This window comes from Cohnella sp. GCM10012308 (assembly GCF_042649185.1).
GTDB lineage: Bacteria > Bacillota > Bacilli > Paenibacillales > Paenibacillaceae > Cohnella.
Genome location: NZ_JBHRYU010000055.1, coordinates 1 through 15,413, shown reverse-complemented (window position 1 = coordinate 15,413; position 15,413 = coordinate 1). Strand labels below are relative to the sequence as shown.

Sequence of the window (15,413 nt, the reverse complement as noted above, 5' to 3'; positions counted from 1 at the left end):
GCCTTATGTTGTATTACTGCTCGATCCAGCGCGTCTTGTCCGAACCCGGAACGCGGGTTGCGGCGGACGCCGTCATGTCCGGATAACCGATATAAATGAAGCCCACGATCTCTTCGTTCCCCGTCAATTCAAACGCCTTGACCATCTCCTGATGCCCGAGGCCGTCGCCGGTGCGCCATACCGCGCCCAGGCCGGCATCGTACGCTGCCAGCAGCAGGTTTTGCACGGCGGCATGCGCGGCCGCCCGCTCTTCCCACAGCACTGCGCGCGGGTGATCCACTGCCGGCGAGCTCACGGCGACGATGACGACCGGCGAACGCAGCGCCTTGGCCTCTTCGCGGGAGAGACGGTCCGCGCGGTCCTGCTCGTTCATGCCGGCGACAGCGGACTCGGCCATCCCTGCGTAAGCGCGGCCCAGCACGCGTCTGCCCTCGCCCGTCATGACGACGAACCGCCAAGGCTCTGTCTTGTGATGGCTGGGCGCCCAAGTCGCCGCCTCGATGACTTGCTCGATCAATTCGCGGGCGACCGGCTCGTCCTTTACTTTGCCGATGCTGCGACGTCCTTTAATCGCTTCTAAAAGCTCCATATGCCAGATGCGCTCCTTTGCGTTCCATTAGATTGGAATCCTTGTTTTTCATGCCCCTTTGATCATAACCCGTTGCGCGCCTCCGCTTCAAATCGCGGCATGCGTCGTTTTGTTTCCTTGGATCGGCCGCGCTCGCCTTGAAGTCTAATAAGTGTACTGAGCAGCGAGCCTTTTTTTCATGTAAAATGGTAGTTGACCCTAACAATGTTCGGAAATCCATGGAACCCGGGTCGGGAGGCTGGAGGATCGATGACCATACCTGATCAACCGTCGGCGCTGTCCAAGGAAGAGCTCGCCGGACTGCTCGGCCGGGAACTTAAGCAATCGAACGGCGCGCAAGCTCCCGATGCTGCGATGTCCGCCGCCAAGCCCGGCGATCCTGAATCGCCCCGCCAGGATCCGGCCGCAGCGGCCGTCGATGCGGCGTCCGCAGGCGCAAATGTTCCTTCGGCGACCGAAGGAGGCGAGGATATGCGCATGGTGCTGGATCACTGGGAACGCACCGTCGCGGGCTTGCAGCTGGAGCTGATCGAGCTGCGCAGCCGCGTGGCCCGTCTGGAGCAGCAGCTCGGCGAGGAGACAGTCCGTCCGGCGCCCTCTCCCGCAGTCGGCCCGACCGGACTTGCAAGCCGCGCCATCATAAGCCCGACGACTGCACCGGACGCCCCGCGCGCCGAGGAGGAGCCGTCCGCGCTTTCTCGCGTACGTACATACCGCTCCAAGCGCGGCTGGTTCTAGCATGCGCCCGCATCTTCTCCCCCCGATCCGTGCGTTCGCAGCCCGCACGCTGCGCTGCGGCTAACCGGCCGATGCAGGGGGCGCACACGAGCCTTACGTCGCGGTAAGCGCGCTGCGCGCCGCCAATATGAACTTGGCCTGGTCCAGCGGATTCACGCCCGAGCGCTTGCGCTGAGCCTCCACGTCTGCCGGCGCCTCCTGGTAACCCGCGAACGAGGCGGACAGCACGCCGCGCCCCTTGGTCATCGAGCCCAGCCTCGCGGGAAAATCCAGCGAGTCGGCCACGGGCAAGCGACCCTCGATCTCCATCCGCTCTCCCGTCGGCTCTGGCGCGCCGATGACGGCGCGCATCAGCAGCAGCTCGTTCATCAGCTTGCCCGCGAATTCCGCCGGGACCGAGAGCTTGAACTTGAGCACAGGCTCGAGCAGGCGCGTGCCCGCTCGGGCCAAGCCGTCCATAATGCCTATCGGCGTCGCGATGACGAAATCGAGCGGGTGCGTATGCCACACATGATGCTCCCCTTCGATCAGCGTAACTTTGAGATCCGTGACCTCCCAACCCAGCAGCCCTTGTCGCAGCGCTTCCGGCACGCGCCGCGCCACCTCGTTCTGATAGCTGTCCAGCAAGCGCTCGCCGCGCTCCTTCGACTCGTAGACGAGGCCGCTTCCGCGAGGAAGCGGTTCGAGGAGGAAGCGAAGGATCGCCCAGCATGGCTTAGGCGCCAAATAAGCGACATAGCCCTCGCCCGCGCGAGCGGGCGTTTCCTTATAAATGACGGACGGCGGACCGAACGTAACCGTCAGGCCGAACCGGCTCTGCAGCACGCTGGCCAGCACCTCCGTCTGGATCGGCCCCATCACCTTCAGATGCAGCTCGCGCTCGTCCTGCATCCACTGGAGCGCCAGCGCGGGATCTTCGTCCGCCAGCTCCTGGCAAGCCGCGACCACGGCGGGGTACTCCGCCTCGGACCGCCAGAACGCCTGCACCGTCAGCAGCGGCACCGCCAGCTGCCGGACGCCGGGCACGCGCTCGGACGAGCCGACGATATCGCCGATGCGGGCCCGGCTCCAGCCGCAGACGGCCGCGATGTCCCCGGCCTCCAGCACGCCGACGTCCTCCCAGCGCTTGCCGTCCGCTTTGCGAATCTGCGTAATCTTGTCTCCCGTCCCCTCCGCGCCGCCGGATACGACATCGCGGTTCGCGATCTTCCCGCCATAGAGCCGCACGTATGCGATCCGCCCCATGACCGGATCGCGCTCGAGCTTGAAGACGACGCCGGATACGTCGCCTGCCGGATCGCCCGCGGGCGGCGGCAGCATCTCGATCATTGCGTCCATCAGCTCCCGCACGCCGAGCCCTCGCGCCGAAGCCCCGAACAGGACCGGATACAGCTCGCCACGGCGCGCGCCATCGCGCAGCGAGGCCATGACATCCGAAGCGGGCAAACGACCTTCCTCCAGGTAACGCATCAGCAGCGCTTCATCGCGTTCTGCCGCCGTCTCGGCCATCATCTGACCGAAGGCCTCGGCCCATTCGGACGGCTCTCCGCCGCCCGCTGCCGCCAGCAGGTCGACCGTCCCTCGGAAGCCGTCCTCGGTCCCGACCGGCGCCTGAATCGGCACGGCGGCCGGCGAGAGCAGCCGGCGAATCTGGCGGAGGACGGCAGCCGGATCCGCCCCTACGCGATCCATCTTGTTGACGTATAGAATCGTCGGAAGCTTCAATTCGCGCAGCGCCTGCCAGACGACCTCGGTCTGGGCCTGAACGCCTTCGGCGGCCGACACGATCAGGATCGCGCCGTCCATGACCCTGAGCGAGCGCTCGACCTCCGCCAGAAAATCGACGTGCCCCGGCGTATCCACCAGATTCACGTCGATCCCCTGCCAAGCGAAGCGCGTGACCGCCGCGCGGACCGAGATGCCGCGCGCCCGCTCGACTTCCAGCGAATCCGTCTGCGCGGTCCCGTCGTCCACGCTGCCTGCGGCGCGAATGCGGCCGCTCGCGAACAGCATCTGCTCGGTCGTCGTGGTCTTGCCGGCGTCGACATGCGCAAAGATGCCGATGTTGCGCCGCCCGTCCGGCCTATTTATCGATGCCGTCATCGTGAGTATCGTCCCCTTACGCCAAGATTCCTTTTACCATTGTACCGCAAGCTTTCCCGATCCGCCCGCTTCGGTTCATCAACGCATCGGCCGCAGGCATGGAATCCGGCGGTCCCGGGCAATATGAGAACACATTTCCAAGCGAAGGAGCTTGCGCGCATGAAGACCGTCCTCGCCATTTATTTGCGCGATCTTCGCCGCGTAATCAAGAATCCGGCCGCAGCCGTCATCATACTCGGACTCGTGGGCCTGCCTTCCCTCTATGCCTGGTTCAACATCGAGGCTTCCTGGGATCCCTACGCGCAGACCGGCGGGATCGCCATCGCGGTCGCGAACGAGGATAAAGGCACGACGATCCGCGGCCAGCCCGTCAACGTCGGCAAGGAGATCGCCGCCAAGCTTGCCGACAATCCTAGCGTCGGTTGGACGTTCGTCGACCGGGCCGAGGCGATGCGGGGCGTGAAGCACGGCGACTACTACGCGGCGATCGTCATTCCGGACAACTTTTCCGCGAGCCTCGCCACCATCCTGGCAGCGGAGCCTTCGCCTGCCACGCTGGACTATTACGTCAATGAGAAAATCAACGCGATCGCGCCGAAAATCACCTCCAAAGGCGCCAGCAGCATCGTGCAGGAGGTGAGCCGGAGCTTCGTCGAAACGACGAGCGGCATTCTGTTCGGCTTGTTTAACGAAGCCGGCAGCGAGCTTGAAGCAAGCCTGCCGTCCATCGAAAAAGTGAAGACGCTGCTGTTCAAGCTTGAAGCCGCCTTCCCGCAAATCAACGCCGCGGCGGACACGGCGCAGCGGGACGTCGAGCTCGCGAGCGGGGTCGTGGCCAAAGCGCAGAAACGCCTGCCGGACGTGGCCGCGCTCGCGGAGGAGGGCCGGGCGCTGTCGGAAAAAACCGGCGCCCTCCTCGAACAAAGCCGCACGGCGCTCGGCCAAATGGGGCCGCAGATCAAGCAGGATCTGCTTATCCTGCAGCAGCTCGCAGGCGCGGCCCGCTCGGTGACGTCGCTGCTGCAGGATGCGAATCCGGACCTGGACGCGGTCGGGACGGCGGCTTCCGGCGCGGCGAAGCGCCTCCGGACCGGCGCGGACGTCGCCGGTCGGCTCGCCGGCATGCTCGCGCAGCTGGACGGCCTGTCGGGTGCGTCGCAGCTGTCCGCGCACGCGGCAAAGCTGGAGCAGACGCAAGCCGGCATGCTGGAGCAGGCGAAGCTGCTGGATAGCGTCGCCGGCGCGGCCGTGCAGGGCGAGCGGCCGGCAGAAGAACTCGTCGGCCGGCTGAATACGCTGGCAGGCGAGGGAGAGACGCGGCTTGGCGACCTGCTGGCCGCCTACGACGGGCAGATTGCGCCGCGCGTCGATGAAGCGCTCGGCAAGGCCGCCGCAGCGGCCGGCACGGCACAGGCCGCGCTCAAGGATGCGTCGGACGCGATGCCGGATGCGAAGCGCGTGCTGACGGACGCCGCGTCGGCGCTGACGTTGGGCGGGACGGAGCTGGCCAAGGCCAAGGCGGAGCTGCCTGCGGCGCAGCGCAAGATCGGCGAGATCGCGGACAAGATCCGCGCGTTCGAGAAAGAGAATAACCTGGCGGACATCGTCAAGCTGCTGCGTCACGACGCGCAGAAGGAAAGCGCGTTTTTCGCGGCGCCGGTCGATTTGAAGGAAAACAAGCTGTACCCGATCCCGAACTACGGGTCCGCGATGTCTCCCTTTTTCACCACGCTGTCGCTCTGGGTCGGCGCCGTGCTGCTCGTATCGGTCATGTCCGTCGACGTCGACGAGCCCGGCGTCATCTATCGGAGCCGGCACGTTTACTTCGGCAGATACCTGACATTCGGGACGCTCGCCGTGCTTCAGTCGCTCTGCGTCACCTTGGGGGACATCTATATACTAGGCACTTATGTCGCGCGCCCCGGATGGTTCGTGCTGTTCGGGATGCTGCTGTCGGCGGTGTTCATGCTGATCGTTTACACGCTAGTCTCGGTGTTCGGCAACGTCGGCAAAGCGCTCGCCATCGTCATGCTCGTGCTGCAGCTCGGCGGGGCGGGCGGGACGTTTCCCATCCAGATGGCACCGCCTTTTTTCCAGAAAATCCATCCGTATCTGCCGTTCACCTACGCCATCTCCATGATGCGGGAGGCGGTCGGCGGCATTCTCTGGGATATCGTGCGCCGATGTTTGATGTCCATGGTTGCGTATACCGCTGCCGCGCTCCTGCTCGGGCTCGCGCTCAAGCGTCCGATCAACCGCCTTCTGGCCGGTTCGACGCGCAAGGCGAAGGAGAGCAGGCTGCTCCACTGATACGGAAGCGCGCGGCGAGTTCGGTTCGGCGGAAAAGCAAAAAAATAGCGCCGCGCGATCATCCGCGCAGCGCTATCTTCGTGCAGTTCACTTCCTGGCGCGTCCCGTGAACGACAGCAGCAGGAACGAAATGCCGATCACCGATGCCGTCCACGCCCATGCCATCCCGGTATGGCCGGCATCCACGGCCACGTAGATCGCGGTCGGCACCGTTTGCGTGCGTCCCGGAATGTTGCCCGCGATCATCAGCGTCGCCCCGAACTCGCCGAGTCCGCGGGCGAACGCCAGCACGTAAGCCGTCACGAACGCATGCCCCGCGAGCGGCAGCGTAATATACAAGAACACCTGGAGCTCGCTCGCTCCCGCCACCCGCGCCGCTTCCTCCGCTTCGCGGTCGACGGAGGCGAACCCGTTTTTCATCGTCTGATAGACGAGCGGAAAAGCGACGACGACGGACGCGATTACGGCCGCCCACCAGGAAAAGATGACCGGCGCGCCCGTCAGCCATTCGATGAACCGGCCCGCCCCGCTGCGCCTTCCCAGCAGCACGAGGAGGACGAAGCCGATGACCGTCGGCGGCAGCACGAGCGGCAGCATGAAGGCGGTCTCGGCGAGAGCCCGGCCTCTGAACCGGCGCCTGGACAAGAAATGCGCCGCGAAGGTGCCCAGCGCCAGCGACGCGACGCTCGAGATCAGCGCAACTTGGAGCGAGAGGCGAATCGGCGGCCAGAACGCTTGCCAGTCCATCCCGTGCCGTGCTTACGCCGCAGCCGCTGCCGAGAATCCGTACTTCACGAATACGGCGATGGCCTCGGGCGTCTGCAGATAAGCGTAGAAGCTCCCGGCGGCATCCGCGTGCTTGGTCGCCTTAATGATGCCGATCGGATATACGATCGATTTGTATTGCGACGGATCGACCGCGAACGCGATCTTAACCTTGTCGGACGACAGCGCGTCCGTCTTGTAGACGAAGCCGGCGTCGGCGTTAGCCGTCTCAACGAACTGCAGCACCTGGCGTACGTCTTTGCCTTGCACCAGCTTGGCTTGCAGGCTGTCCCACAGCCCCGCGGCCGTTAGCGCGTCTTTCGCGTAGCCGCCCGCGGGCACGCTCTCGGGAATGCCGACGGCAACCTTCTTGACCGCGGCATCCGACAGATCCTCAAGCTTGGCGACGGCAGTTCCCCCATCCGAAGGTACGACGACGACGAGCTCGTTTTTCAGCAAGTTGTGCTGCTCCTGCATAAGCCCCTTGTCCACGAGCGCCTGCATGTTCTTGGAGGATGCGGAAAGGAAGAGATCCGCGGGCGCACCCTGCTCGATCTGCTGCTGCAAAGCGCCGGAGGCGCCGAAGTTGAAGCTCAGCGTCACTTCCGGATGCGCGGTCTCGTAAAGCGTCTTGAGCTCGCCGAGCGCGTCCGTCAGGCTCGCCGCGGCGGACACCGTAAGTTCGACTGCTTCGGCGGAAGGCGCGGCCGACGCGGAGGAAGCAGTAGACGCGGATGGCGAAGCCGGCTCGGAGGCGGATGACGAAGCCGGCTCGGAGGCGGATGGCGAAGCCGGCTCGGAGGCGGACGACGAAGGCGATGCGGAAGCCGACGGCGAGCCGTTGGCGTCGTTCTTCCCTCCGCAGGCGGCCAATCCGAATATGACGGCCAAGCAAACGATCCAAATTGCGCTAATTCTCATTATTTTGTTCACAGCAGCTCCACACTCTCCTATTAGTTATATCTATTTATAATTAAAAATTATTATATATAACTGAATATCAACTGTAAACGGCCCAGGCAACGATCTGTTCATACGTTATGCTACAATAAATAAATATTGGATTTTTGCATATAAGGAGCTTGCCCGATATGACCGCCAGTATCTCGTATACGACCGAAGAGATCGCCCAGATGCTCAAAATATCGAAGCTGACCGTCTATGATCTGATCAAGAAAGGCGAACTCCCCTCCTATCGCGTAGGCAAGCAGATGCGCGTGGACGCCGCCGACCTGGAAGCCTACAAGCAGCGCATGCGCTCTCCGGCCTCGCAGGGGCATTCTCGCCCGTCTGCGGCGAGATCGGCAACGGAAGCGGAGACGGGGCGCGGCGCGGTCGTTCCGCAGCCGCCGGCTTCATCCCTTCGTCCGCTGGTCATTACGGGCCAGGATATGAGTCTCGACCTGCTCGCCAAGCATCTCGAGCGCAGTCCTCACGCCGGCGGCGTGCGTCCGCTGCGCGCCTACGCGGGCAGCCTCGACAGTCTGATCGCGATGTACCGCGGCGAGGCGGACATCGTCAGCACCCATCTGTACGACGGCGACACCGGCGAGTACAATCTGCCTTACATCCGCCGCATTCTGATCGGCGCGCCGTATATGGTCGTTCGCCTGCTCGGCCGCACGGCCGGCTTGTACGTTCAGCGGGGCAATCCGCTCGGACTGGCGGACTGGCCGGATCTCGCGCGGCCCGGGCTCCGGCTGGCCAACCGCGAGCGGGGAGCGGGCGCGCGGGTGCTGCTCGAGGAGCAGCTGCGCATTCGCGGCATTCGCGCGAGCGGCATCGACGGATATGCCGAGGAACAGACGAGCCACATGGCCGTAGCCGCGAAGGTGGCGGCCGGGGAAGCCGACTTCGGCGTCGGCATCGAGAAGGCGGCTGCGATCGTCGGGCGGATCGACTTTATCCCGCTCATTCAGGAGAGCTACGATCTGGTCGCGCTGAAGACGCCGGCCAACCTTCCCTGGATCGAGGGTCTGCTCGCCGAGCTTCGCTCCGACCTGTTCAGGCGGGAGCTGGCCGCGATCCCGGGCTACGATCTGTCTCGCACGGGCGAGATCATTCACGAAGAATAGCGGATCGCGGGACGCGCGGTTTTATTAATGGGGAAAAGGGAGCGGCGTAGAATGGAGCATCCGAGGAACGTAGCGGTATTGATCTACGAGGGCGTCGATACGCTGGATGTGGCGGGTCCGCTCGATGTGTTCGCGGTTTCCGGCGATTGGGGAAAGGATCTGCATGTCTATACGGTCGGAGAGCATGCCGCCGCCGTGAAGACCGTAAGCGGCGTGGTCATTGAGCCCCGATATAGCCTGGCCGATTGCCCGGTTCCGGACATTCTGGTCGTTCCGGGCGGACTGGGCTCCCGGAAGGAGATGCACAACGAGCGGCTCACGCGATGGATCGGGGAGGCGGCGCACGCGGCCGAGATCGTCCTCTCGGTATGCACGGGCGCGCTGCTGCTCGCGAAGGCCGGTCTGCTGGAGGGTATGCGTATCACCACGAACCGCAGAGCGTTCGATCTGTTGCAGGACGCAGCGCCGGCAAGCGCAACGATCGTGCGGGACGTCCGCTATGTCGACAACGGCCGGCTTGTCATGTCCGGCGGCGTCACGACGGGAATGGATGCGGCGCTGCACGTCGTCTCTCGGCTGTTCGGGACGGAGCGGGCGCTGGCATCGGCTTCGATGCTGGAGTACGCCTGGCTTCCGCAGTCGTCCGAGCCGCTTCCGCGCGCGGAGTCCGATACGGACATCCGGACCTTGCTTCCAGCCGAGCTGGACATCCGCCCGGCGACGCAGGAAGACGTCGAAGCGCTGCGGATACTGTATCTTGGAGCCGTCGAATGGATTCAGGATGCCAAGGGGATCCGGCAGTGGCACGCGGAAATGTTCTCGCCCGAGCACATGGCGAAGCTGTTCCGCGAGCAGGACGTCTATGCCGCCTATCTGCACGGAAGACTCGCCGGCGCCTTTTCGATCAATTGGGAGAAGGAAGAAGGAATCTGGGGCGCGCTGTTCCATGCGGACGCGGGTTATGTGCACCGCCTGGCCGTGGCCCGGGACTGCAAAGGGCTCGGGATCGGCCGGCTTCTGCTGCTGCACGCCGAACGTATCATATCGCAGAAGGGCAGATCCTGGCTGCGGCTCGACTGCATGGCCGAAAACCCTTCGCTGAACGCGTACTATACGCGACTCGGACTGCAATATTGCGGCAGATTCGACGGCCAGGGCTGGAGCGCGAGTCTGTACGAGCGAGAAGTCGGCAGCCTGGCTTAGCCTTCCCTGCCGAATCGCGCTGCGCATTGTTAAGGAGCCGGACTGGCGCGTTCGCGGCAGAATAAGGATGTGGCACATCGCTAAGGAGCCGGATTGGCTCACTCGCGGCAGAATAAGGATGTGGCACATCGCTAAAGAGCCGGATTGGCGCGCTCGCGGCAGAATAAGGATGCGGCACATCGCTAAGGAGCCGAATTGAGGCGCTCGCGGCAGAATAAGGATGTGGCACATCGCTAAGGATATCGTTAATGTGCCGAACTCGCATGCATACGGCAGAATAACCGCAGCTCCGATCCCGTTTCCGCCCCCATCCTCCACCCGCAAACGTTGCGGCAAAAAAAGGGACCCGCGTCGCCGCGGGCCAGAAAGTTCTTGCTATATCAAAGGGGGGGTTGAGTACATATTATCTCCCTCTGCTTAAATGCGTATGAGCGCTAGCTGAAGCTTCGCTTAATGTCGTACGGCCCGAGCCGGACAGCGGCCACGGCGAGAAAATTTATACATTCGCCGCAAAAAAAGTGACCCGCGTCGCCGCGGGCCAGAGGGTTCTTGCTATATCAAAGGGGGGGTTGAGTACATATTATCCACTTCTGCTTAAATGCGTATGAGCGTAAGCTGAAGTTCCGCTTAAAATCCGCTGCCGTCACGCATGCAAACTTAGGCAGTGAAAAGCGAGGCACCCGATTCGGCAGCCGCTCGCTTTAGCCCCGTTTGCGCACTCTTAATCCCTCGTACAGGCTCAAGGTCATGTCCGACGCCTGGATCTGCAGCTCGTCGAGCCGGCGCCCCATTTCCTCGTACACGCGGTACACTTCGTCGTGCTTGCCGCTGCCCGCGTAGGCTTTCATCAGGATGCGATAGGCTTCCTCATTGTAAGGGGAATGCTGCAGCAGCCTGCGGCCCGCGGCGATCATCCGCCCGTAATCGCGCTGCGTCTCGTAAATCTGGGTCAGCCTGAGCAGCTGCGCCTCGATGGCCGCTTCGGTGTGCCGGATCTCGTCGTCGGCCCATTGGTAATCCTCGCTGCGAAACAGCCGTCCGCTGTACAAGCTTACCGTGCGCTCAAGCTGCTCCGCGTTCCCGCCTCCAGGCTGCAAGAGACTTGCCGCGGCGTCTACGAATTCACGGTAATCCGAGCACTCGAGCTGCGGAGCCAACGAGTACTTTTCGTCCTCGTAGATGACGGCGTCCTCCATGCCCAGTTGGCGGAAATCGCGACGCAAATAGCTCACGCACGTATGCAAGTACACTTTGGCCTTCTGGTAGTGCTCGTCCGGCCACAGCTCGTCAAGCAGCACGTCGCGATGGATCCGGCTGCCGTAGTGAACGGCGAGATAGGCGAACAGCTCCTTTTCCTTGGAGGTCCGCCATTTGAGCCTGCCCTTGCCTTCGACGGACACTTGAATCTCTCCGAGCAGCTGCACCTGCAGCTCGCAAGGCGGATTGCCCTCCGCAGCCGTCGCTGCTTCAGATCGCTGCTGCTCCGACCCTTCGGACTTGCGGCGCGAGACCGCGCGCTTCACGCGCCCAACGGTCCGGTTCAGGCGATCCACCTCAAGCGGCTTAAGCAGATAATCGAGCGCGTCGTTTTCAAATGCGGATACGGCATACCGGTCATAGGCGGTAACGAATACGACCTGCGTATCCAACGCCGCGGAGCCGAGCCGCTCCGCCACCTCCAATCCGTTCATCCCGGGCATTTCGATATCCAGGAACGCGACGTCGGGCTTCAGATGCGCGATCTGCGCGATCGCGTCGATGCCGTTGCCGCAGCGTCCGATAACCTTCACTTCGCCCGTCTGATGGAGCAACAGCTCCAGCAGGCTGAGCGCATGCTCTTCGTCGTCCGCCAACAATGCGGTGATCATGGATTATTCCCTCCTCTCGCTGTCGTCCTTGATCGGCAGCCTTATCGTAATCCGCGTTCCGGCGCCCGGCGTGCTCTCGATGTGAGGCCGGCTGCCGTTGAGATGGCTGAGTCGCTTGGCGATATTGGCAAAGCCTACGCCGTCCGAAGCGTCGTGAACGGTGTCCATCAGGTCGCGCACCTGGCGCTCGGCCATGCCGACGCCGTTGTCCTCGACGACGATCTCCACCTCGGAGCCGCGCCGCTGCACCGACAGCAGCACCCGTCCGCCGTTCAGCTTCTTGGCGACGCCGTGGCGGATCGCGTTTTCGACGAGCGGCTGGATCGTCAGCGGCATGACCTTGAACGACATAAGACGTTCGTCCACGTCGATCTCGACGGCAAGACGATTGCCGAACCGCTCCTTCTCGATGTCCACGTAAGCGCGGACCAACTCGATCTCTTTATATAGCAGAACGCTCTCTTCTTTGTGATCCTCATGGAAAATAATCCGCAAATACTTGCTGAGCACCGCCAGCAGCTCTCCCGCCCGCGGGCCGTCCGTGTAGCAGAGCGACATGATCGTGCCGAGCGCGTTGTACAAGAAGTGCGGCTTGATCTGCGACTGAAGAAACGCCATCTCGCTCGCGGTCGCTTCCTTCGCGAGCCGCTTCATCGCCAGCTGCGTGCGGATGCGCACCCGGACCTCCGAGGCGTCGAGCGGCTTGGATATGAAGTCGTTGCCGCCCGCGGCCAGTCCGGCTTCGACGTCCGCCGGCGTCGTCCGCGCCGCTACGAACAGCAGCGGGAGCTCGATCGGCGTGTACTGTCGTCGGATCTTGCGGCTGATCTCATAGCTGCCGCCCCCATGCAGCAGCACGTCGAGCAGGACGATGTCGGGCCGCGTGCCGCCTTCGAGCCGCTCCAACGCTTCCTCGCCCGAGCGTGCCGTCAGCACGCGGTAGCCCTCGCTGATCAGCAGATTGACCATCAGCTCCAGGTGAAGCGGCTCCTCCTCGACGACGAGCACCGTGTAGACGCCGCCGGCAGGCCCCTGCGAAGTGGGCCCTGACTGCGTCCGCTCCCCGATTTCCCGCAGAATAATGTCGTCGCGGTCGATGTTGGGGGCCTTGGCCATCGGCAGGACGAGCTCGAAGATGACGCTGCCGCGCTCCTGCTCGCCCGGCAGGATGCGCATCTCGCCTCCCATTAATCTCGTGAGCTCGATCGCCGCGGCCAGGTTGGCGCCGTAGAAGCCAGGCTGGCGGGACTTCGAGTCCGCCGTGATCCCGGCGCCCCAGACGATCGCTTCGATCTGGAGCACGGACATTTCGTCCCGCCTGTGGCCGCTCACCAGGATCGCCGTCAGATCGTCGAACTTCATGCTGTAGTCGATCAGATTGGACAGCACCTGCATGAGCCGGTTCTCGTCCGCCGTCGCATAGCGGCTCTCGGGATTCAGGCGATGCTCGAGCCGCACGGACTTCTCCCGCGCGAGAAACCCGTTCACCTCGAAGGCGATCGCGACGCAGGCGACCAGATCCACCGACTTGAGCGACACCTCCAGATGACCGTCCTTGATCCGGGTGAGATCGATGATGTCGTTGACCAGATTGGACATCCGGTATGCGGTGTTGCGTATGATCTGGAGCTTGTCCCGGCTGCCGACGCGCCTGTCCTTCGGCACATGCGCGGAGCTGTCGAGAAGCGACTGGGACAAGTTCATAATGCCTTGCAGCGGCGTATTCAGCTCGTAAGACGTCCGCAGCAGAAACTCGTCCTTGATCTGGTTGGCCGCCTGAAGCTCGGCCGTGAGCTTGACCATCGCCTGGTACGTCGCAAAATAGTTTTGCGCGAGCATCGTTACGATGAAGATGACAAAGGATAGGCCCAGCACGTCGGACAGAATGGACGGCAGGAACGTGCCGTCGCCCTGGTTCAAAAAGGCGGAGCTGGTGAGCATCATCAGCAGCGATACCAGCGCCAGCAGATACATCTTGATTTCGCGCTTCGAGTAGTTGGACGAGGCCGGCTTGCGATAGAGCCCGAGCACGTAAAGAACCAGGACCGCCAACAGCAGCATGAACAGCAGCACGACGAACTCGAACGTGGGCGCGTACACGCGGTACGGTACCCAGACGACCACGAAGCAGAATAGTCCGATCGCGCCGGCGGAATAAAGCATCAACCGGCGAGCGAGACCGTCGGCGTATGCAAAAGCCGTATAAATATTAAGAAACGGAATGACGAGCAAAATGGACAAATCTTTAATTTTCCACATGACCTCGAACGGCATGCCGGACATCAGCTGGAACAGCATGCGCTGTCCGTTCATCACAATCAGCAAGGCGAAGCATAAGAAGAACAAGCCGAACGACAGGAACGGAAGGTGCCGCTGAAAAAAGAAAAACAGCGAAAGCGAGAAGAAGCCGAACAGGAGCAGGATGATCGCACCCGACCATTCGAAAATCGTCTGTGCCGCCCGGGCCAGCTGAATGTCGTCGGACAGCCCGAGACGCAGGGGCAGCGCGATGCCGCCGGTCGGATAATCGAAGTTCGCGACCTGGATCAACAGATCAATCGTATCGCCTTCCTCCACGAACGAAACGGTATAAGGAAAGTTGCCCGGTTCGTAGTTTCCGCGGGACGCGCCCGGCGAGCCGGAGGCCGCCAGCTCTTTGCCGTCCAGAAACATCCGGTCCGAGAACCGGATGACTTGCTTGTGGACGGCCAGCGTCAGATCGGTCGGCTGAATGCGGATCGACAAGCGATAGGTCGCATAGCCGTAGCCCTTCATGTCCTCCCCGTTCCATACGCCGGGCACTTGAATATAACGCTTGCCCGCAGGCTGCCTGCCGTTCGCGAAGTCGGCGGGCGTCAGCAGCTGATCGGGATAAAACGCCCACTCCCCGTCCAGCCGAACCGTCCCGTCGGATCGAAAGTCCCAACCGGACAAGTCGAGCGTTCCCTGCTTCGCCTGCGGGCCTCCATGCTCGGACCGGTTCATCCAGAGCATCCCAGCGCCCAGGAGGATGACGGCGATCGCAAGGCCGATGAGGAACCGGTCGAGTCTGCCTGCTATATTCTTGATGCCTCGCACTCCCAAGTTCTTCACCGCGCCCGCCGTCGAATTTGATCCGTTGTTTTACAACTTTGTCGTTTTATACTCCCATTGTAAATCCGATCGTCCGTTATAGGTAGCCTTTTATCGATACTCGATACTTACCCCGCGCGCCGGCTACCCGCCCGGGCAACGCTATCTTCCTCTCTATTTTGCATCATAGCTCTTAACAGCCGCTTAACCGTTATTTGCGCATGCAAAAAGACCGTCCGGGAAGTAGTAGCAGCGCCCTGACGGAACTATTAGGTTTGGCGGGTATTCGAAACCGGATTTGCCCATAACGCCTGTCGATGGCTCATCGGACAACCGTTCCGATGGGTGGGTTAGCGGCCGCTCCGGCGAGGCGGTATTGGCGGACAGCCGCTCCGACGGGTGGGTTGGCGCATCGCCGCCAGCGTCGTTCCGGTCGCCGCAATGCCTGCAAATATACATCTTTTTCTGCAGGTTTCGCCCCTTTTGTACAGCATAGATGGAGAATGCGCAGTTATTTTCCTTCGTCAGCCGGATTTTCGGCTTGTGCTTTGCAAATACCTGCGCATTTGGTTACTACTTAGGTGAGCTAGAACTGAAACTGCCCGTGAATGGCGAGTGAGAGGGATTTGAGGACGGAAAGGTTTTGTTTGAGGAGCGTGGAGACGACGGATCGAATGCGTGCAAACTGCG

10 protein-coding genes are annotated in these 15,413 nt (G+C 62.6%); 4 read left to right on the top strand and 6 right to left on the bottom strand.

The features are described 5' to 3' along the window. Positions 1–13 precede the first annotated feature (13 nt). On the bottom strand, positions 14–589 hold the full coding sequence (locus ACFOTD_RS32920) for a nitroreductase family protein (protein ID WP_378124233.1): 576 nt from the start codon (positions 587–589) through the stop codon (positions 14–16). 249 nt (positions 590–838) lie between these two features. On the opposite strand from ACFOTD_RS32920, the gene ACFOTD_RS32915 reads away from it, so the two are divergent. Then, positions 839–1,327: a hypothetical protein gene (locus tag ACFOTD_RS32915; RefSeq protein WP_378124232.1), complete on the top strand. Its 489-nt coding sequence runs from the start codon at positions 839–841 to the stop codon at positions 1,325–1,327. 93 nt (positions 1,328–1,420) lie between these two features. Here the strand turns inward: ACFOTD_RS32915 and ACFOTD_RS32910 are convergent, their stop codons facing one another. Then, positions 1,421–3,430, bottom strand: a complete 2,010-nt coding sequence (locus ACFOTD_RS32910; RefSeq protein WP_378124231.1) for a GTP-binding protein — start codon at positions 3,428–3,430, stop codon at positions 1,421–1,423. A 159-nt stretch (positions 3,431–3,589) separates the two neighbouring features. Here ACFOTD_RS32910 and ACFOTD_RS32905 point away from each other — a divergent pair, with 159 nt between their 5' ends. Then, complete coding sequence (locus ACFOTD_RS32905; RefSeq protein WP_378124230.1) at positions 3,590–5,740, top strand: YhgE/Pip domain-containing protein; 2,151 nt, start codon at positions 3,590–3,592, stop codon at positions 5,738–5,740. 87 nt (positions 5,741–5,827) lie between these two features. Here the strand turns inward: ACFOTD_RS32905 and modB are convergent, their stop codons facing one another. Beyond that, on the bottom strand, positions 5,828–6,487 hold the full coding sequence (gene modB, locus ACFOTD_RS32900; protein ID WP_378124229.1) for a molybdate ABC transporter permease subunit: 660 nt from the start codon (positions 6,485–6,487) through the stop codon (positions 5,828–5,830). A 12-nt stretch (positions 6,488–6,499) separates the two neighbouring features. Then, positions 6,500–7,396: a molybdate ABC transporter substrate-binding protein gene (gene modA, locus ACFOTD_RS32895; protein ID WP_378124228.1), complete on the bottom strand. Its 897-nt coding sequence runs from the start codon at positions 7,394–7,396 to the stop codon at positions 6,500–6,502. 200 nt (positions 7,397–7,596) lie between these two features. Here modA and ACFOTD_RS32890 point away from each other — a divergent pair, with 200 nt between their 5' ends. Both ACFOTD_RS32890 and ACFOTD_RS32885 read left to right on the top strand, forming a co-directional pair. Beyond that, positions 7,597–8,580, top strand: coding sequence for a substrate-binding domain-containing protein (locus tag ACFOTD_RS32890; RefSeq protein ID WP_378124227.1), 984 nt, complete (start codon positions 7,597–7,599; stop codon positions 8,578–8,580). Between the two features lie 51 nt (positions 8,581–8,631). Further along, positions 8,632–9,783, top strand: a complete 1,152-nt coding sequence (locus ACFOTD_RS32885) for a GNAT family N-acetyltransferase (RefSeq protein ID WP_378124226.1) — start codon at positions 8,632–8,634, stop codon at positions 9,781–9,783. A 701-nt stretch (positions 9,784–10,484) separates the two neighbouring features. On the opposite strand, the gene ACFOTD_RS32880 is transcribed toward ACFOTD_RS32885, so the two are convergent. Together ACFOTD_RS32880 and ACFOTD_RS32875 are read right to left on the bottom strand one after the other, a co-directional pair. Beyond that, positions 10,485–11,651, bottom strand: coding sequence for a response regulator (locus tag ACFOTD_RS32880; protein ID WP_378124225.1), 1,167 nt, complete (start codon positions 11,649–11,651; stop codon positions 10,485–10,487). Between the two features lie 3 nt (positions 11,652–11,654). Beyond that, the gene (locus ACFOTD_RS32875; protein ID WP_378124224.1) at positions 11,655–14,744 is read right to left on the bottom strand and encodes a histidine kinase; all 3,090 of its coding nucleotides are present in this window, start codon (positions 14,742–14,744) and stop codon (positions 11,655–11,657) included. Positions 14,745–15,413: the final 669 nt, after the last annotated feature.